The following is a 17,355-nucleotide window of genomic DNA, read 5'->3' on the forward strand; positions in this document are numbered from 1 at the left end:
TGTGGCCAGGGGAAGGTCGGTGCTAACAAAGCTGTAGCGGAATGTGCAGATCCCTGTGGGAGCGGGCCATGCCCGCGAAAAAGTCACGGGCATGGTCCGTTCCCACAATAGAACGATCACATAAGGTAGTAGAGCCGCTCCATTCAGGGCTTGCCGCTACCTGGCGCATTGCGCCGCCCTTGTTCCACCACCCAGTCGATGACCTGCTGCGAGAGCTGGTCGTTGGCGGCGCCGAATGTCTTCACCACCGATGGCACGGCGGTGTCGTTGGCGATATGCCGTACTTCGAAGCGGCGGCTGGCGAGGATGCGCTGATTGCCTGCCTGCACCAGGCGGGCGTCGAGCAGGATGTGCACTTCCGGCCGACCGTTGCGGTACTCGCTCTGGAAGGCGCGCAGGTCGCTACTCAGTTCAAGGTCGGCCTGCAGGCGGCTGTCGTCGCTGCTGACGGCACCGATACGACCGTCATCGAGAAACGCACCGATCAGCCGATCGCGAAACAGGGCGGGAGCACGATCGCTCCAGCGCGCCCCCTGGTAGGCGCTGATCAGGTCGCCGTCCGGCAGCACGGCAATTCGTGGGCTGTCGAGCAACTGGCTGCTCTGCGGTCGGTTGACCCGTAGCGACCAGTTTTCTCGCGGCACATCCGCGGCGCGTACGGGCAGATTGCTGGGCAGCAGGTAAACGCTCAGCGTCTCGCCCGCGGGAAGAATCGAGCAGGCGCTGAGCAGACCGGTCAGCAACAGAGCGCCAGCGGTGGCGAGTGCTTTCATGGTTGGAACTCCTTGATGCTGTCGCTGCGCAGCAGGTAGCCGGCGGGATCCTCTTCCAGGCGCCGTGAGAACGAGCGCAGAGAGCCGAGCGTGTCACGCAGTTCGTTGATGGCCGGGCCCAGCTCACCGATGCCCTGCATGCCGCCGTCGAGTGCGGCACGGTTATCCTGCAGTAACTGCTCGATGTTGTTGCTGGTGCGCTCGAGCGAGGTCACCAGGCGTTCGGCACTGTCCAGGGTGTTCTGCGCCGGGCCGGAGAACAGCTGGTTGGCGTTGTTCATCAGGGCTGCGGCTTCGCGTCCGGCGGCGCTCATCTGAGTCAGTGCCTCGCGCAGTTCGTCACGCTGTTCGGAAACGCTGGCGGTGATCTGCTCGAGATTGCGCAGGGTCTTGGCGATGTTCTGGGTATTCTCGCGGGAGAACATGGCGTTGGCGCGGTCGAGCAGGCGAGTGACGCTGACCATCAGGTCTTCGCCATTGGCCATCAGCCGTGACAGCGGCGAGCGGTCGGCGATGATCACCGGCGTTGCACCATTGCCGGCTTTCAACGGCGGGCTTTCGGGTGAGCCACCATGCAGCTGGATCACCGCGCCACCGGTGATATTGGTGATGGTCAAGCGCGCGCGGGTGTCTTCCTTGATCGGTGTGGAACTGGTGATGCGGATGTTCGCGTGCACCTTGCGCGGATCCTGCGGGTCGAGGGTCAGGCTGGTGACGTCACCTACGCGAATGCCGCTGTATTGCACGGCGCTGCCCTGAGACAGGCCGCTGACCGCCTCGGTGAAAACCACTTCGTAGTAATTGAACTGCTTGTCCGCGCTGGACTTGCCCAGCCATAGGGCGAACAGCAGGATGGCGCTGACGATCGCCACCGTGAACATGCCTATCAATACGTGGTGGGCACGCGGTTCCATTCAAACACTCCTAGGCACAGCGGCCTGCTCGGCGGCGCGTCCGCGCGGTCCGTGAAAATAGTCGTGAATCCAGGCATCGTCGGTGGCGGCGACCACTTCCAGTCTGTCAGCCACCAGCACGCGTTTCTGCGACAGCACCGCCACCCGGTCACAGAGGGTGTAGAGCGTATCCAGATCGTGGGTAACCAGAAAAACGCTGAGGCCCAGGGCATCACGCAGGGTGCGTATCAACTGGTCGAAAGCCGCGGCGCCAATCGGGTCGAGGCCCGCCGTCGGTTCATCGAGAAACAGAATGTCCGGCTCCAGTGCCAGGGCGCGGGCCAGGGCTGCACGCTTGATCATGCCGCCCGACAACTCGGTCGGGTATTTGTCGCCCGCATGGCTGGGCAGGCCAACCAGCGCCACCTTGGATTCGGCCAGGCGCTCGGCACTGGCACGGGTGAGCCCGGCATGTTCGATCAGCGGCAGGGCGATGTTCTCCAGGACGGTGAGCGAGGAAAACAGCGCGCCACGCTGATAGAGCACGCCGAAGCGCCGCTCCAGTTCGGAGCGACGCTGTGCCGACAGCGTCAGCAGGTCTTCGCCGAATACCCGCACCGTGCCCGCGTTGGGCTGACGCAGGCCGACGATGGTGCGCAGCAGCACGGACTTGCCGGTACCCGAACCGCCCACCACGCCAAGCACTTCGCCGCGGTACAGATCGAGATCCAGATGCTGGTGAACCACCTGCGGGCCGAACTGATTGGTCAGGTCGCGTACCTGGATGATCGCTCTCTCGCTCACCAGCCCATCTCCATCAGAAACAGGGCGGCCACGGCGTCCACCACGATCACCACGAAGATCGATTGCACCACGCTGGAGGTGGTGCGTTCCCCCACCGAGCGGGCGCTGCCGGTGACCTTGAAGCCCTCCAGGCAACCGATCACGGCAATCAGAAAAGCGAAGATAGGTGCCTTGAGCATGCCCACCAGGAAGTGATTGATCGGGATGTTCTCCTGCAGCAGGTAGAGGAACATCGGCGGCGAGATATCCAGCGTCAGCATGCACACCATGGCGCCACCAACCATGCCACATACCATGGCGACGAACGTCAGCAGCGGCAGGGCGATGAGCATGGCGAACACCCGCGGCAGCACCAGCAGCTCCATCGGGTTGAGACCCAAAGTGCGGATCGCGTCGATTTCCTCGTTGGCCTTCATCGAGCCGATCTGCGCGGTGAAGGCACTGGCAGTGCGGCCGGCCATGAGAATGGCGGTGAGCAGTACGCCGAATTCACGCAGGAATGAGAACGCCACGAGGTCGACCGTGTAGATGGTCGCCCCGAAGTCGGCGAGGATGGTCGCGCCGAGGAAGGCCACCACGGCGCCGACCAGAAAGGTCAGCAAGGCAACGATGGGCACCGCGTTGAGGCCGATCTGTTCCAGGTGTGAAGCCAGGGACGTCAGCCGCCAGCGGCGCGGGTTGAACAGAATCAGCAGCATGCTGCTGAGGGTGAGGCCGACGAAGCCCAGCAGGCCGACCGCCTTGTGCCAGACCCCTTCCACCACTTCACCGATATGGCCGAAGAACTCCCGGTAGGTCGAGCGGGCGGGATGCTCGGCGGCCTGCTGATCCGTCTGCATGGCGGCGGCGACGGTCTGCAGCAAGGCGCGGCGTTCGTCGCTGAGCGTTGCCGTGAGCAGTAGCTCCATCAGCCGTTCGGCACCGAGCAACTCGACCAGCAGGCTGGCGCCAGCGGTATCCAGCGCGTCCAGTTCGCTGATGTCGGCATGCAGATCATCGGTGCGCTCGCGCCTGATCGCATCCACCTGAGGGAGCAGGGCACCATAGTGTGCGAGCGTCCAGTCTCCACCCACCTTCAGCGCAGCGGCGTCGGCAGTGGCAAGGGAGATGTAGGGCGGGTTGGTCATGGTCGACAGCTTAACGCTCGAACGTTCGTGTGGGACATCCGTAATAGAGCCTCGAGGTTCCCTTGTAAACCCTGGCTTGCATGCACGATTCGCAAGGCGCGTGGCAAACCCGCGCTGGTGCGGGCTATGGGTAATCGACTGACCAGGGCGGACGGGGTTCGAATAAATCGTTGCAGGCGATGAATCGAATCGCAAAAGCCCGATGGTTTTGCCAGGCAACAGACCCTAGCATTGATTCTTTCCGTCAGCGATTCAGGAGTTTCCCATGCATATCGACGAAGCCATTCGCAGCCGCCGCGCCATCAAGGGTTACGACGCAGGGTTCACCCTCAGCAGTGAAGAGAAGAACGAGTTGCTGCAATTGGCACTGCTCGCGCCGTCAGCGTTCAACCTGCAGCATGTGCGGCTGGTCGAGGTCAGTGATCCGGCCTTGCGTCAGCAGATTCGCGAAGCTGGCTGGGGGCAGGCGCAGATGACCGATGCCTCGATGCTCGTGGTGATCTGTGCGCAGGTCGATAGCTGGGAGCAGAATGTCGGGCGAGTGTGGGAGGGGGCGCCGGTTGAAGTGCAACAGTACATGGCGGGTGCCATCGACACCTACTACCGTGACAAGCCTCAGGTGCAGCGCGACGAGACCATGCGCAGTTGTGGCCTGATGGCGCAGACCCTGATGCTGGCCGCTCGTGGCAAGGGCCTGGACTCCTGTCCCATGGATGGTTTCGATTTCGATGCCGTGGCCAAGCTGATCAATCTGCCGGAAAATCACGTGATCGGCCTGATGGTCGCGGTGGGCAGGAAAGCTGTCGATGCCAAGCCGAGGATCGGCAAGCTGCCATTCGACGAGGTGGTGATCCGCGACCGGTTCTGATCATCCTTCGCTTTCTTGGCGCGTGCTGCGTATCTTGGCCGAGGGGGTAATCAGCAGGAACCTAGTCCTGATCCGTTGCCTCCAAGCTTGTAGACCCGTCAAAAGCGAGGAATACCATGCAAGTTCAAGTGAACAGCAACCATATCGAAGGCAGTGCCCGACTCCAGGAATGGGTCGGCGCATCGGTGGCGGATCGTCTGGAGCGTTACGAGGAGTTCCTGTCGCGTGTCGAAGTGCACATCAGCGACGAGAATGGCAGCAAGAGCGGTGCCGATGACAAGCGCTGCCAGATCGAAGCCAGGCCCAAGGGCCATCAGCCGCTTTCGGTCACTCACAAAGCCGAGTCACTGGATCAGGCGGTGGAGGGCGCTGCCGAGAAGATGCGCCACGCGCTGGAGCATCTGGTCGGCAAGCTGGAAAGCAAAGCGGTCGGTACCGGACATCTCGAGCAGGAACTGGATGTCAGCGAGCCGGAAAATTCAGATGCGCTGCTGCAAGAAGAGTTTCTGGAACGTCAGGAGGCGCTCGGCAAGGAATGATTTCTCGATGCGCTTACTCGTTCGAGTGAGCGCATGTTCCCAACTCGTGCATGAAACCGGCCGCCATGGGGCGTCGTTATCGCGACGTCCCATGGCGGCCGGTTCGTTTGTCAGGCCACCAGGCTGCGTCCTATGAAGTCCGGTGACTCGGTCTGCCGATACGTCGAGATAGCTTGCTCGGCCAATCGCGGGCTGACCTGGTAGGCATTGGTGGCCGCTGGATTGGTTTCCAGCTGTACCCGCTGCCTTGCCAGGTTCTCCGCCGACAGCGGGTTGAGGTTGTCCTGACGCTGCTCCTGCAAGGTCTCCAGGCGCTGCTCACGCAATTGCTCATCGAAAGCGTTCGCCGCATCTTCACGTTCGAGACGCAACTGCAGCGCTCGCTCTTCTCTCTCCTCCTGCAAGGCGATGCGCTGCTCACGTGCCTCACGCAGCTGCTCCTGGCGATCCTGCTCCAGACGCTGACGTTCGAGCAGGCGCTCCTGCGCTTCATTGAGACGCTGAGCGGATGGCGTCACCCGCTCCAGTTGGTTGGTCTGCAGGCCATTGCCCGACGACGTAACGGGGCGGTAGCTGTACTGGCCGATATTCATGCCGTCGATAGAAAGGGGCATGAGTCACCTCATCTTTCGCTTCGATGCTTTCAGTCTAAGCCTGGTATCACGCACCCCTTAGGCGGATGTGTCATAAACCCAAGAACCGGATGGACTAGCACTTTTTCGGTGGCTGAATGTCCGGCAGTCGCGTCGATCTGCGTCATCTGCGCGCAAAGGTGCATGGTTGCTCGCCTGCGCGGTCAGAGGCCAAATGCCCGAGCGAAGCGCCTGGCGGCGGGGAAGGGCGTTGCGGAGCATGCTGTATGTCCCCAAGAACGCGACGAATGGCAGGAGTTATCGGCTTTTCCGGGCAGATGTCGTTTCACGGCCTACTATGAACAGCAGGGGCCGTTGCCTGATCGTGGTGATCTGCGAGTCGTACGATTCGTAAAAAGAGCATGGCCTGCCGCGCAATCATCCAAGCGCTCCACTGGAAGAGGAAAGCGTCATGCAGCCATTCAGTTTCGCTACGGCCGCCCATCTCATCTGCGAACCGGGAGCCGTGCAGCGGCTCGTGCCCTTGTGCCGAGCATGGGGAGCGCGCTCGGTGGTGTTGGTCACCGATGCCGGTGTCGCTCGGCTCGATTTTGTCGAAGAAGTACGGGCTGCCTTTGCTGCCGGTGATATCGCCCTGCACCTATTCGATGGGGTAACGGCGGGAGCACCCGAGAGCGTGGTAAACGCCGCGGCACACTTCGCGAAGAACGTGCAGGCCAGCTTGATCATTGGATTCGGCGGCGGAAGCTCTCTGGACGTTGCCAAGCTGGTTGCCTTGCTGGCCCACCCGCAATGCAGGCAATCGCTTGATGATCTGTATGGGCTCGACAAGGCCATGGGGCAGCGCCTGCCGTTGATTCAGGTACCGACCACTGCAGGCAGTGGCTCCGAAGTCACGCCCATTGCGGTGGTCACTACGGCTCATGCGACGCGTATCGCGGTGGTGTCGGCTCGTTTGCTGCCGGACCTGGCGCTGCTGGATGCTGATCTCACCCTGCAATTGCCAGCGCCTGTAACCGCCGCCTGCGGCATGCTCGCCATGGGCCACGCTGTCGAGGCGTACACCGGCGCGCGGCGCAAGAATCCGCTGTCCGACATGCTCGCTCGCGAGGCGTTGCGCTTGCTCGGCGCCAATCTGGACGAAGCGGTGCACAACGGCAGTAATCGCGAGGCACGTCAGGCCATGCTGCTTGGCGCCTGTCTCGCCGGTCAGGCCTATGCCAACGCGCCTCTGGCGGCAGTGCATGCCCTGGCCTATCCCCTCGGCGGGCATTGTCAGGTGCCTCACGGGGTGAGTACGGCGGTGCTGTTGCCGCATGTATTGGGCTTCAATGCAGCCGTCGCCGCACCGCTTTATGAAGAGCTGGCGCCGCTGTTGCTCGGCGAGCGTTTGCGCGCGGGCGATGCCACGGATCATACCGAGCAGTTCATCATCGAACTGGCCGACCTCAGCGAGCGTAGCGGCCTGCCTGGGCGCCTGCGTGACATCGGTGTCGACCAGGCGCTGCTGCCACGTCTGGCTACCGATGCCATGCTGCACGAGCGTCTGCTGGCCAATAATCCTCGGGAGATGACCCAGGCCCATGCGCTGGCGATCTATCAGGTCGCCTACTGATCGAACGGCTGCTCGCGGGTTGTCAGTGGTGGCGGAGGCCGGCACCATGCCGGCTTATCCTCCACGCAAGGTGTCGTCCCCATGCAGCAGCCGCAGCATCTGCGCGAGCACTACCGTCATTTCCTGCCGATCACTACGCGCTGGCATGACAACGACCTGTACGGGCACGTCAATAACGTCACCTACTACAGCTATTTCGATAGTGCGGTGAATACCTATCTCATCGAGGTGGGCGGCCTGGACATCCACCGTGGCGAGGTCGTCGGCTTCGTGGTCAGCTCCAGTTGCGACTACTTCGCTTCGATTGCCTTTCCCGAGCGCATCGAAATCGGCTTGCGTGTCGGCAATCTGGGCAATAGCTCGGTGCAGTACGAGCTGGCGGTGTTCAAGGAAGGAGAGCAGCAGGCCTGTGCGGCTGGGCGCTTCGTGCATGTGTTCGTGGACCGGTCGAGCAACCGACCGGTTGCCATTCCGCAAACGCTACGACTGGCGATGGACGCGTTGCGAGTCCCTTGAACGACCAAGGGCGCTGACGGCGCCCTTGGTTGTATGGATATTAGCGATGGCGATGTTTGTGATGGCGTTTGTAGTGCTTCTTGCCATGGCGATGGCCGTTATCGCGGTAGCGGGATTCGTTACGGTTGCTGTCGGCCACCTCGTTGGCCAGAGCGCCGCCGGCAGCGCCACCCAGACCTGCGCCAATGGTCGATGCGGTGCTGCCACCGAACTGGCTGCCCAGTACCGACCCGCCTGCTGCACCCAGGCCGCCGCCCAATGCGGCTTCCGTTTTGTTGCGTGAGCTGATGGCGCCACCTGCTGCGCCACCCAGGCCAGCGCCGATCGCGGCGCCTGTGCTGCCACCCAGATGCTGACCGACGATATTGCCGAGTGCGCCACCGACGCCGCTGCCAATGGCGGTCTTGGTGGTATCGGCGTTGGCCAGGGGAGAAACCAGTGCACTGAAAGCCAATGCGGTAAGGAATGTACGCATCGCGCAACCCTCGAAAAATACCCTTGCGGGCGTAGTCATGGCATGGCCATGGATCATGCGGTCGGCGGTGCTGTACCGGCGACACAAGCTTAGAGCCTGATCTGCAAGGAAATTCCCGAGAGGGGGGATTAAAGATACACGAATGAATGTATCTAAATGTGTGCGACGTTGGGCTTGCCCAGGCGGCGCGTGGCTTTGCCCGTATTCAGAACAGCGAACGGGAGGCCTTGATCAGGAACCAGCCCTCGCACTCGGTATTGTGGCCCGAATAGGCCGAACAGGCGTCGCCGCTCAGGCTGGAGTCCGAATAGGAAAAATCGAAGTCGATGCCTTTCCAGGGCCGAGACAGGCTCAGGGACCAGTCGTTGAACGAACTCACCTGGCCGCCGCCGGAAACCGTCTTGGGGTTGTCGAGCAAGTGATTGCCGTAGCGCACCACGACGGCCATGCCCAGCAAGTGGATGCGGCCCAGGTCGGCCAGAACCGTACTGTTGAGGCGGCTGGGGTCATTGCTGAAGGAGAAGCCGAAGCGTCGTGTGTCATAGGTCAGGCCCGCGTAGACGTCCTGACTGTCGAGGTAGGTGTAACCCGGATGGCTGTAACGAATGGTGCCGACTTCATAGCCAAGCGAGTCGACGAATTGCTGGCGATAGCCGACATAGCTGTTGAGCTCCATGCGACTGCCTGGACTGATACCCAGATTGGGCGACCACTGTCCCAGATACCAGCCGCTTGGATGGCTCAAGTCGAGGCCACCGTGAAAGGCGCCGCCGCTCTCTGGTTTGACCAGCCCCTGCGCCATGCTGCGGCTCGGCGTAGTCCCCAGGTTGAGCTCGTAGTCACCCAGCTCGCGCTCCATGATCGCCGCCTGGGCGTGGATGCTCAGCAGAGCCGCCCCAAGCAGGACGGCAGATGAAAACCGCATGGTATTCCCTCCCGTTGCAGGCCAATGACCCAAGTGCCAAGCAGTCGGCCTGGTGGTCATTCGCACGGTTGTCGCTCGTCTGGCAGAAACCCGAAGGGCCACATCGTGGCTTGGGTTGGAAACTACGCGCTTCGGTCGAGCGCTCAAGCGGGCACGTTAACCGAGGGCGGTAACGGCAAAGGGACATCAGAGCTTATTTTTGGCGATAAGTGCCACGGTTTCCGACGAGCTGCATGCATCGGGCATGCCGTACGCAGCCAGTCACCCTCCCGCTCCAGCCATGCGCCGGAGCGGGAGGGCGGTGCCAAGGCTTACAGAATACGCGCGGTTTCCTGCGCCGCGTGCAGGCGAATGGCGACGAACTTGGAGGTCGGCGTGTGGCTGCCCAGGCCGACGCTTTCCAGCGGCACCAACGGGTTGGCTTCCGGGTAGTAGGCGGCCGCCTGGCCTGCCGGGATGTCGAATGCCAGCAGCGTGAAGCCGACGACCTTGCGCTCGATGCCATCGTCCCATAGCGACGTGATGTCGACTTTCTGGCCGTGCTTGTAGCCCAGTCGCGTCAGGTCGGCCTCGTTGACGAACAGCACGTCACGCTGACCACGGACGCCGCGGTAGCGGTCGTCGAGGCCATAGATGGTGGTGTTGTACTGATCGTGAGAGCGCATGGTCTGCAGGATCAGATCCGGCGTCTGGCCGCTGTTGCGGACCTGTGCTGGCAGCAGATCGGCGAGCAGGGCGTTGGCCTTGAAGTTGGCCTTGCCGGTGGTGGTTTTCCACTGGCGGGCCCCAGCCGAGTTACCCAGGTAGAAGCCGCCCGGGTGCTGTACGCGGTTGTTGAAGTCCTGGAAGCCGGGGATGGTGTCGGCAATCAGCTCACGGATGCGGCTGTAGTCGGCGATCATCGCATCCCAGTCCACCGGGTGATTGCCCAGGGTGGCCTTGGCGATACCGGCAACGATGGCCGGTTCGGAACGCATTTCCTTCGACAGCGGATCGAGCTGGCCGTTGGAGGCGTGGATCATGCTGAACGAATCCTCCACGGTCACCGCTTGCGGGCCGTTGGCCTGAACGTCGATGTCGGTACGGCCGAGGCACGGCAGGATCAGTGCGTCGGTACCGGTGGTCAGGTGGCTGCGGTTGAGCTTGGTGCTGATCTGCACGGTCAGCTCGCAGTTCTGCAGTGCCTGATGCGTGCGTGGGCTGTCAGGCGTGGCCTGGGCGAAGTTGCCACCCAGGGCGATGAACACCTTGGCCTGGCCATCGACCATGGCGTTGATCGCTTCCACGGTATTGTGGCCGTTTTCGCGGGGCACCTTGAACTGGAAGCGCTTCTCGATGTTGTCGAGCAGCAGCACCGGTGGGCGATCATTGATGCCCATGGTGCGGTCACCCTGCACGTTGCTGTGGCCACGTACCGGGCACAGGCCCGCGCCAGGGCGGCCAAGGTTGCCGCGCAGCAGTTGCAGGTTGACGATTTCCTGGATGGTCGCCACCGAGTGCAAGTGCTGGGTGATACCCATCGCCCAGCACATGATCACCTTGTCGGCACGGCGGTACATCAGGGCGGCCTGCTCGATGTCTTCCAGGGTCAGGCCGGACTGCTCGACCAGCGATTCCCAGGAGGTTTCATCAAGCACCGCCAGGTAGGCGTCGACGCCATCGGTATGTTCGGCGATGAAGGCGTGGTCGAAGACCGGCTTGTCACCCTTGGCGACCGCTTCGCGCTCCCACTGCAGCAGGAATTTGGCGATACCCCGCAGCGCCGCCATGTCGCCGCCGAGAGCCGGGCGGAAGAATGCGGTGTTCAGCGGCTCGGAACCGTTGGTAAGCATTTCCAGGGCATGTTGTGGGTGCTGGAAACGCTCCAGGCCACGCTCTTTCAGCGGGTTGAAGGCCACCACCTGGGCGCCACGTTTCACCGCCTCACGCAGCGGCTCGAGCATGCGCGGGTGGTTGGTGCCCGGATTCTGGCCGAGCACGAAGATGGCATCGGCGTGTTCGAAGTCCGCGAAGGTCACGCTGCCCTTGCCAATGCCGACGCTCTGGATCAGCGCGACACCGCTGGCTTCGTGGCACATGTTCGAGCAGTCGGGGAAGTTGTTGGTGCCGAACGCGCGAACGAACAACTGATACAGGAACGCCGCTTCGTTGCTGGCCCGGCCGGAGGTGTAGAACTCGGCCTGGTTCGGGCTTTCGAGGTTCTTCAGGTGTTTGGCGATCAGGCTGAAAGCGTCGTCCCAGGAGGTCGGCACGTAGCGATCGGTGCTTGCGTCGTAACGCATCGGCTCGGTCAGTCGGCCCTGATACTCGAGCCAGTAGTCGCTCTGTTCACGCAACTGGCTGACGCTGTACTTGGCGAAGAACTTCGCGTCGACGCGGCGTTTGGTGGCTTCCCAGTTGACTGCCTTGGCACCGTTCTCGCAGAACTTGATGCGGCCGTCTTCCGGGGAGTCGCCCCAGGCACAGCCCGGGCAGTCGAAGCCGCCGTTCTGGTTGGTCTTGAGCAGCGCACGCAGGTTCTTGAACGGCTGTTTGCTGTCCAGCCAGAACTGGGTGACGCTGATCAGCGCACCCCAACCGGCGGCAGCGCCTTTATAGGGTTTGTAACGCGGGTTAACGGGTTGCAGGCTCATGGCTGTTCTTCTCTTGCAGGCGGCGCGGGGCTGTAGACCCGGGGCGCGCTGTGGTGGGGCAGATGGATCAGGTTGAGGTTGTGCCGGCGCGCCCACTGCACGGTGAGGGCGGTCGGTGCCGAAAGGCTGACCAGATTGCCGAGGCCGGCTCTGACCGCCTTGTGAATCAATTCCAGGCTGCAACGGCTGGTTACCACCGCAAAGCCCTGGCGAACATCGAGGTGTTCGCGCAGCAGGGCGCCGATCAGCTTGTCCAGCGCGTTGTGCCGGCCGATGTCTTCACGGCAGGCGCGTATCTCGCCACTGCCATCGACATACAGGGCGGCATGCAGGGCACCACTGCGGCGGGCCAGGTCCTGAACGGCGGCGATCCGCTCGCGCAGGTTGACCAGGTGAGCGGGGTCGGGCAGCTCGGCCTTGGCCAGGGTGGTCAATTGCGGCAGGGCCTGGTCGAGGGCTTCCACGCCGCACAGGCCGCAGCCACTGCTTCCGGCCAGCTGCCGACGCTGTTGCTTCATTGCCCAGAAGGCGCGGCTGCTTATTTCGACTTCGGCATTGATCGCCGCGCCGATATGACGCAAACGAATGTCATAAATATCGTCGATGGAGTCGACCACTGCACTGCTGAGGCTGAAACCGGCGATGAAGTCCTCCACTGCTGTGGGCGACACCATCATCACGGCATAACTGATGCCGTTGTAGCTGATGGCCAGCGCACTCTCCTGAGCCAGGACGGCGCAGTCGCCGGTCTCTGGGTTGCCGAGCTCCGCGTAGGCGTAGCTCTCCGGCTGCGCGGCAGCTGGTGCGGTAACGTCGGAAGTGCTGGATATCTCGGCTGACCGGGGCACGGCAAGCTCCCCTGCGGCGGATTGACACAGAGAAGCGTAGGCCCTTGGCCAGTATGCGTCTAATCGCTGTTGCCGATGTCTTGATCGATGCTGTCTATCGGTCAGGCGGGTCGGGCTCTGCAATCGGGCTTTCCGGCCCGGGTCGGCAGATCAGGTATGAGCCTGGAAGTGCCGCAGGACGGCGTTCAGCGCCTCGGTGTTGTGCTGATCGATATCGATGATGCGGTAACCCGCCCAGCATTGCTGGCCTGGCTCGCCCTCGCGGCTCCACAGGCAGTCGCCGATGAAGTGCAGCTCGCCCACGCCGTTGAGCGGCGTCTGGCACACCAGTTGGCATTCCACCAGGGTATCGGCAGGCTGAGACGTTGGGCTGCAGAGCATGAGCCCATCGCTGGAAATATCGGCGACACGGCCGAGGTAGCGACCGCTGTGCTGTTCGAAAACTTCAAGCAGTGACGTGGCCTGGTAACGGGCATGCTGACGACGATCATCCATACACGAACCTCATTGATTGCGGCCGGTGAGTTGCTGCAGAACGCGATAAACGGCGGTCAACGCACGATCGACCATGGGCGCCGCGCGGTCCGGTTTGCTGAGGCGTGCCGTACCCTGTTCCATTTCCAGGGCCAACTGGCTGATCGACTTGACCGCGGCACGCTGTCCGTTGAGGTCGACGAACATGTAGTTGTGGGTCGTGGGGCTGTACCAGGACAGCTTCAGCGTCTGCCGTCTATCGCCTTCGATGAATTCGAACCAGGTGCCGAACTCGATTTTTTCCAGATCACCCACCAGGCGCATGCCACCCTTCGACAGTGGTGCGTTGGCCAGGGTCGGGTCGAGGAGCGCGGAATCGTCTCCCAGCATCGCGCCTAACTGACTTGGGCTGGGCGGCAACGCAAGCCCTGAGGCGATTCCCGGTTGGCCCGCTTGCACGGCGTGCTGGCAGGCGACCAGGTCCTGCAACAGGCGGCGGATATCGTCTTCGTGATAGCCGCCCAGCAGCATCAGGCCTTTGCGTAGCGCTTCGAGCATCTCGACGCGTACCCGCTGCAGGTGGTCCCGTTGCGCCGCATCGAGTGGCGTACCGCTCCAGGCCAGTTGCTCGGCGGCTTCGCTGGCGCGCTGCCACTCGCTGCTGGTTGGGCCGTGGCGCAGTTGAATGAATACCAGCACGTCGATCCAGGTGCGTTCGAGGAAGTGGCGAATGATCGGCGGCGGCGAGCGTTTGGCCAGGCTTTGCGCGATGACCTGAGCGGCGGTGTGTCGTGCGCCAAGTAGCTTGTCGCGGCCCTTGGCGGTTTCCACGGCACGGCGTTCCTGCAGGTCGACGCGTTGCTTGAGCGTGCCCGTGAACTCGCTGAACTCGCTGAACAACTCGTCGAACAGGTGCAGGTCGCCCGTGAAGTGCTGAATCACCTGCTTCACCACCCAGTGCACCTTGGCCAGCAGGCCATGGGTTTCATCCACTGCGCCGTAGAGCACGCCAGCCTTGGCCATGGCGTTGATCAGCTTGCGCGCCGGGTGGTGCTGGCGGGTGAACAGTGCCTTGTCCAGCAATGCCACTTTCAAGTACGGCGTATGCAGGTGGGAGAGCGCGACCTTGTAGGGCTGAGGCAGATTGTCGTCATCGAGAATGAAATCGAACAGCATGCCGACCAGGTCGATGACATCGGTTTCACGATTGCCCAGGCGGTGCTGCTGCGGATCCTCGCTGTGGCTGGCCAGTTGTCGTTGCAGGTCAGCCTTCAGCCCGGCGACCTGCAGGGGGTGTTCCAGGCGCAGGGCCAGTTCGCTGGCGGAGGTCTGCTGCATGCGATTGAGCGCCGCCAGTAACTCACCCGCATCGTAGGTACGCCTCGCCCCCTCTGGCGCGAAACTGGCCATGCTGGGCGTGCCGCTGAGCAGGCTGAGTGCGCTCTGGTGCTTGCGGTACTCGGCGAGCAGGGCGCTGACACCGTCGACCAGCTGATTCAGGTCGGCAGGCGGCGCGGCATCCAGATCGGGCAGCGCGGGCTCATCGGTCACGTTGCTGCGGGTCTGCTGCCGTGCCGCCTCGGGCTGCGCAGGCGCACGAGCTGTCTGCGCCGAGCGTGTGGCGGTGTATTTCAGGTTGGGCAGCACGCCGGCATCTATGAGGCGCTGATTGAGCGCGTCATACAGCTTGTCCAGTTCGTGCATGAGCTGTTTATCGAACAGGCCATACAGCACCAGCTTTATCTGTAGCGTCAGCCCACAGGGAGCCAGTGCGCCTAGAAAAGCCTGGGCGATGGTTTTCGGCGCGATCGGGTTGCTGCCTTCCGGCAGCGGCTGGCCGTTATTGAGCAGGGCCAGGCGCTGCTCCAGCGCGAACAATGCCTGGGCGCAGCGGGCCTGAACGCGGCTGGCCATATTGGTCACCTGAAGGATCTCTTCGTAATCCTCGGTCTGTACCAGGGCCATGTCCTCGGCATGCATATCAGTGGGCGATGTCGTGGTTGCTACCCGCTTGCCGTCGAGAAAGTCGGCAATGCCCTGAGAGATGCTGAGGTGATAGTGGCGTTCGATCTGCGGGCGCAATTTGCGGATGCTGCGCATGTTGTCGAAGAACAATGCCTGCACCTGATTGTTCTCGGCTTTCTCCGCGCACTGGAAAAGGGTGTCATCGACCTGGGCGAAGGTGCGCTGCAGATTATCCGCCAGATGATTGAGCACCATCTTGCGGCAGCTCTGCCCCAGCTCACTGAAGCGGGGTTGGATGCCTCGGCTTGCCAGTGTGCGCGAGCCGTTTGGTGGTGTCCGCGGCGTGCCCTGAGTGGTCATCTGTAATCCTGATTGAAACCTCACCGTGGTGCTTCGAACAGTGCAGGTATGCGGTGAAGGTATAGCAATTGGCCATTCTTTCGCAAAGCATTGTCATAAAAGCAATTTAGGGGGTTGACATGTGTTCGCGGAACCGTAAAATGGCGCGCCTCTGCAGCGGCAAATGGCGAAAGCCAAAAGCTAGTAACAGAGACTGAAAGAAGCATAGTTCCGCGATAGCTCAGTCGGTAGAGCAAATGACTGTTAATCATTGGGTCCCTGGTTCGAGTCCAGGTCGCGGAGCCAATCTTTCTTCGGGGTGTAGCGCAGTCCGGTAGCGCGCCTGCTTTGGGAGCAGGATGTCAGGAGTTCGAATCCCCTCACCCCGACCATTTTTGGGTCGTTAGCTCAGTTGGTAGAGCAGTTGGCTTTTAACCAATTGGTCGTAGGTTCGAATCCTACACGACCCACCATTTCAAGCACTGCTTGAGAGTAAAAAACCCGCCTAGAGCGGGTTTTTTGCTTTCTGGCGGCAGCGTCCTGCTCCCCGTATGGTGGATGGGGGCGTAGCTGACGCTTTTTCCATCCACCATTGCGCTTGCAGAGTGGTGGACGGGTCAAGCGCCGTCCACCTTACGACAGGCTGTCCTTGGAATCAGTGCAGCTTGAGTCGCGGATCGGTGCTGCGGCCGATACGGTCGCTGAGCATCAGCAGCAACGTGCGGAATGGGCCATAAAGCGCCATCTGGTGCATGCGATACAGCGACACGTAGAACATCCGCGCAAGCCACCCCTCCAGCTTCACGCTGCCCATCAGGTTACCCATCAGATTGCCGACGGCGCTAAAGCTCGACAGCGAGATCAGCGAGCCGTAATCCTTGTAGGCGTATGTCGGCAGCGGCTGATTCTGAAGGCGCAGCGCAAGCGATTTGACCAGCAACGAGGCTTGCTGGTGAGCGGCCTGCGCGCGAGGCGGTACATTGCGTTCGCTGCCATCGCCCATCGGGCAGGCTGCGCAGTCGCCGAAGGCGAAGATGTTCTCGTCGCGCGTGGTCTGCAGGGTCGATGTGACGACCAGTTGATTGATGCGATTGCTCTCCAGGCCATCCAGATCCTTGAGAAACGCTGGCGCACGGATGCCCGCTGCCCACACCTTGAGGCTGGCCGGAATCTGTTCGCCGTTGGCGGTCAGCAGGCCGTCAGCCGTGACCTCCTTCACCGCGGCATTGGTCATCACGTTCACGCCGAGCTTCTGCAGGGTACGGTGCACGGGTGCGCTGATGCGCTCCGGCAGCGCTGGCAGCACGCGTGGGCCTGCCTCGATCAGGGTGATGCGCATGTTTTCGGGGCGGATACGATCCAGGCCGTAGGCCGCCAGCTCGTGGGCGGCGTGGTGCAGCTCCGCAGCCAGCTCCACGCCAGTGGCACCGGCGCCGACGATGGCAACGCTGATCTGGTCGTTGTCGCCATTGCCTGCATGGGCGCGCAGATAATGGCTGAGCATCTTGCGGTGGAAGCGCTCGGCCTGTTCACGGGTATCCAGGAAGATGCAGTGGTTGGCCGCTCCCTCCGTGCCGAAGTCATTGGTCGTGCTGCCTACCGCGATCACCAGCGAGTCGTAGGCGAGTTCGCGTGCGGGCACCAGTTCGCGGTTGTCTTCATCCAGAGTCGCCGCAAGCTGGATGGTCTTGCGTTCGCGATCCAGGCCGCTCATGCGGCCAAGCTGGAATTCGAACTGGTTCCATTTGGCCTGGGCAACGTAGTTGAGCTCGTTCTCCGTGGAGTTCAGCGAGCCAGCAGCCACTTCATGCAGCAGCGGTTTCCAGATGTGGGTCAGGTTGGCGTCGGCCAGCGTGATATGCGCTTTGCCACGTTTGCCGAGGGTTCTCCCCAGGCGGGTGGCGAGTTCCAGGCCGCCGGCACCACCGCCGACAATTACGATTCGATGGGTCATCGATACTTCTCACA

Annotated in this window: 16 protein-coding genes and 3 tRNA genes; 7 read left to right on the forward strand and 12 right to left on the reverse strand. The window is 62.2% G+C overall.

The features are described from left to right. Positions 1-143 precede the first annotated feature (143 nt). The 4 genes from ACT9T4_RS16375 to ACT9T4_RS16390 are packed head-to-tail and all read right to left on the reverse strand — an operon-like array spanning position 144 to position 3,597. Positions 144-773, reverse strand: coding sequence for an ABC-type transport auxiliary lipoprotein family protein (locus ACT9T4_RS16375; RefSeq protein WP_042554674.1), 630 nt, complete (start codon positions 771-773; stop codon positions 144-146). Next, on the reverse strand, positions 770-1,687 hold the full coding sequence (locus tag ACT9T4_RS16380; RefSeq protein ID WP_042554675.1) for an MlaD family protein: 918 nt from the start codon (positions 1,685-1,687) through the stop codon (positions 770-772). The genes ACT9T4_RS16375 and ACT9T4_RS16380 overlap by 4 nt, the downstream gene beginning before the upstream one ends. Further along, on the reverse strand, positions 1,688-2,470 hold the full coding sequence (locus ACT9T4_RS16385; protein ID WP_042554676.1) for an ABC transporter ATP-binding protein: 783 nt from the start codon (positions 2,468-2,470) through the stop codon (positions 1,688-1,690). Then, on the reverse strand, positions 2,467-3,597 hold the full coding sequence (locus ACT9T4_RS16390; RefSeq protein WP_042554677.1) for an MlaE family ABC transporter permease: 1,131 nt from the start codon (positions 3,595-3,597) through the stop codon (positions 2,467-2,469). Before ACT9T4_RS16390 ends, ACT9T4_RS16385 begins: the two co-directional genes overlap by 4 nt. A 265-nt stretch (positions 3,598-3,862) precedes the next feature. Here ACT9T4_RS16390 and ACT9T4_RS16395 point away from each other — a divergent pair, with 265 nt between their 5' ends. Both ACT9T4_RS16395 and ACT9T4_RS16400 read left to right on the forward strand, forming a co-directional pair. Beyond that, on the forward strand, positions 3,863-4,465 hold the full coding sequence (locus ACT9T4_RS16395; RefSeq protein ID WP_042554678.1) for a nitroreductase family protein: 603 nt from the start codon (positions 3,863-3,865) through the stop codon (positions 4,463-4,465). Between the two features lie 116 nt (positions 4,466-4,581). After that, positions 4,582-5,004: an HPF/RaiA family ribosome-associated protein gene (locus ACT9T4_RS16400; RefSeq protein WP_042554679.1), complete on the forward strand. Its 423-nt coding sequence runs from the start codon at positions 4,582-4,584 to the stop codon at positions 5,002-5,004. A 110-nt stretch (positions 5,005-5,114) separates the two neighbouring features. Here ACT9T4_RS16400 and ACT9T4_RS16405 read toward each other — a convergent pair whose 3' ends face one another. Continuing rightward, the gene (locus ACT9T4_RS16405; RefSeq protein ID WP_499117969.1) at positions 5,115-5,618 is read right to left on the reverse strand and encodes a hypothetical protein; all 504 of its coding nucleotides are present in this window, start codon (positions 5,616-5,618) and stop codon (positions 5,115-5,117) included. 430 nt (positions 5,619-6,048) lie between these two features. Here ACT9T4_RS16405 and ACT9T4_RS16410 point away from each other — a divergent pair, with 430 nt between their 5' ends. Further along, entirely contained in the window at positions 6,049-7,212 is a 1,164-nt protein-coding gene (locus ACT9T4_RS16410) for an iron-containing alcohol dehydrogenase (protein ID WP_499117972.1), read from the forward strand. Between the two features lie 81 nt (positions 7,213-7,293). Further along, positions 7,294-7,728: an acyl-CoA thioesterase gene (locus ACT9T4_RS16415; RefSeq protein WP_179539840.1), complete on the forward strand. Its 435-nt coding sequence runs from the start codon at positions 7,294-7,296 to the stop codon at positions 7,726-7,728. 40 nt (positions 7,729-7,768) lie between these two features. Here ACT9T4_RS16415 and ACT9T4_RS16420 read toward each other — a convergent pair whose 3' ends face one another. From ACT9T4_RS16420 to ACT9T4_RS16445, 6 genes are all read right to left on the reverse strand, one after another. Further along, complete coding sequence (locus tag ACT9T4_RS16420) at positions 7,769-8,203, reverse strand: glycine zipper domain-containing protein (protein ID WP_042554682.1); 435 nt, start codon at positions 8,201-8,203, stop codon at positions 7,769-7,771. A gap of 205 nt (positions 8,204-8,408) precedes the next feature. Continuing rightward, positions 8,409-9,128, reverse strand: coding sequence for a TorF family putative porin (locus tag ACT9T4_RS16425; protein WP_499117974.1), 720 nt, complete (start codon positions 9,126-9,128; stop codon positions 8,409-8,411). A gap of 311 nt (positions 9,129-9,439) precedes the next feature. Beyond that, complete coding sequence (locus tag ACT9T4_RS16430) at positions 9,440-11,761, reverse strand: FdhF/YdeP family oxidoreductase (RefSeq protein WP_042554684.1); 2,322 nt, start codon at positions 11,759-11,761, stop codon at positions 9,440-9,442. Continuing rightward, complete coding sequence (fdhD, locus tag ACT9T4_RS16435) at positions 11,758-12,609, reverse strand: formate dehydrogenase accessory sulfurtransferase FdhD (RefSeq protein WP_499117976.1); 852 nt, start codon at positions 12,607-12,609, stop codon at positions 11,758-11,760. Before fdhD ends, ACT9T4_RS16430 begins: the two co-directional genes overlap by 4 nt. A 150-nt stretch (positions 12,610-12,759) precedes the next feature. Further along, on the reverse strand, positions 12,760-13,104 hold the full coding sequence (locus tag ACT9T4_RS16440) for a PilZ domain-containing protein (RefSeq protein ID WP_042554686.1): 345 nt from the start codon (positions 13,102-13,104) through the stop codon (positions 12,760-12,762). 9 nt (positions 13,105-13,113) lie between these two features. Continuing rightward, positions 13,114-15,408 (reverse strand): DUF1631 domain-containing protein, encoded by a 2,295-nt coding sequence (locus ACT9T4_RS16445; RefSeq protein ID WP_499117977.1) that lies wholly within the window; start codon positions 15,406-15,408, stop codon positions 13,114-13,116. A 209-nt stretch (positions 15,409-15,617) separates the two neighbouring features. Here ACT9T4_RS16445 and ACT9T4_RS16450 point away from each other — a divergent pair. From ACT9T4_RS16450 to ACT9T4_RS16460, 3 genes are all read left to right on the forward strand, one after another. Next, positions 15,618-15,693 (forward strand) — tRNA-Asn (locus ACT9T4_RS16450). A gap of 9 nt (positions 15,694-15,702) precedes the next feature. Next, positions 15,703-15,779, forward strand: a tRNA-Pro gene (locus ACT9T4_RS16455). 5 nt (positions 15,780-15,784) lie between these two features. Further along, a tRNA-Lys gene (locus ACT9T4_RS16460) sits at positions 15,785-15,860 on the forward strand. Positions 15,861-16,042: 182 nt separating this feature from the next. Here ACT9T4_RS16460 and ACT9T4_RS16465 read toward each other — a convergent pair. Further along, a complete protein-coding gene (locus ACT9T4_RS16465; protein ID WP_499117979.1) occupies positions 16,043-17,341 on the reverse strand; it encodes an NAD(P)/FAD-dependent oxidoreductase in 1,299 nt (432 codons plus the stop codon). Between the last annotated feature and the right edge of the window lie 14 nt (positions 17,342-17,355).

The sequence above is a fragment of the Pseudomonas sp. SZ40 genome, assembly GCF_052958135.1.

Coding starts and splice junctions, on each gene's coding strand:
- ACT9T4_RS16375 (WP_042554674.1), bottom strand. CDS start 773: ATGAAAGCACTCGCCACCGCTGGCGCTCTGTTGCTGACCGGTCTGCTC.
- ACT9T4_RS16390 (WP_042554677.1), bottom strand. CDS start 3,597: ATGACCAACCCGCCCTACATCTCCCTTGCCACTGCCGACGCCGCTGCG.
- ACT9T4_RS16380 (WP_042554675.1), bottom strand. CDS start 1,687: ATGGAACCGCGTGCCCACCACGTATTGATAGGCATGTTCACGGTGGCG.
- ACT9T4_RS16415 (WP_179539840.1), top strand. CDS start 7,294: ATGCAGCAGCCGCAGCATCTGCGCGAGCACTACCGTCATTTCCTGCCG.
- ACT9T4_RS16400 (WP_042554679.1), top strand. CDS start 4,582: ATGCAAGTTCAAGTGAACAGCAACCATATCGAAGGCAGTGCCCGACTC.
- ACT9T4_RS16410 (WP_499117972.1), top strand. CDS start 6,049: ATGCAGCCATTCAGTTTCGCTACGGCCGCCCATCTCATCTGCGAACCG.
- ACT9T4_RS16465 (WP_499117979.1), bottom strand. CDS start 17,341: ATGACCCATCGAATCGTAATTGTCGGCGGTGGTGCCGGCGGCCTGGAA.
- ACT9T4_RS16405 (WP_499117969.1), bottom strand. CDS start 5,618: ATGCCCCTTTCTATCGACGGCATGAATATCGGCCAGTACAGCTACCGC.
- ACT9T4_RS16395 (WP_042554678.1), top strand. CDS start 3,863: ATGCATATCGACGAAGCCATTCGCAGCCGCCGCGCCATCAAGGGTTAC.
- ACT9T4_RS16430 (WP_042554684.1), bottom strand. CDS start 11,761: ATGAGCCTGCAACCCGTTAACCCGCGTTACAAACCCTATAAAGGCGCT.
- ACT9T4_RS16440 (WP_042554686.1), bottom strand. CDS start 13,104: ATGGATGATCGTCGTCAGCATGCCCGTTACCAGGCCACGTCACTGCTT.
- ACT9T4_RS16425 (WP_499117974.1), bottom strand. CDS start 9,128: ATGCGGTTTTCATCTGCCGTCCTGCTTGGGGCGGCTCTGCTGAGCATC.
- ACT9T4_RS16445 (WP_499117977.1), bottom strand. CDS start 15,408: ATGACCACTCAGGGCACGCCGCGGACACCACCAAACGGCTCGCGCACA.
- ACT9T4_RS16420 (WP_042554682.1), bottom strand. CDS start 8,203: ATGCGTACATTCCTTACCGCATTGGCTTTCAGTGCACTGGTTTCTCCC.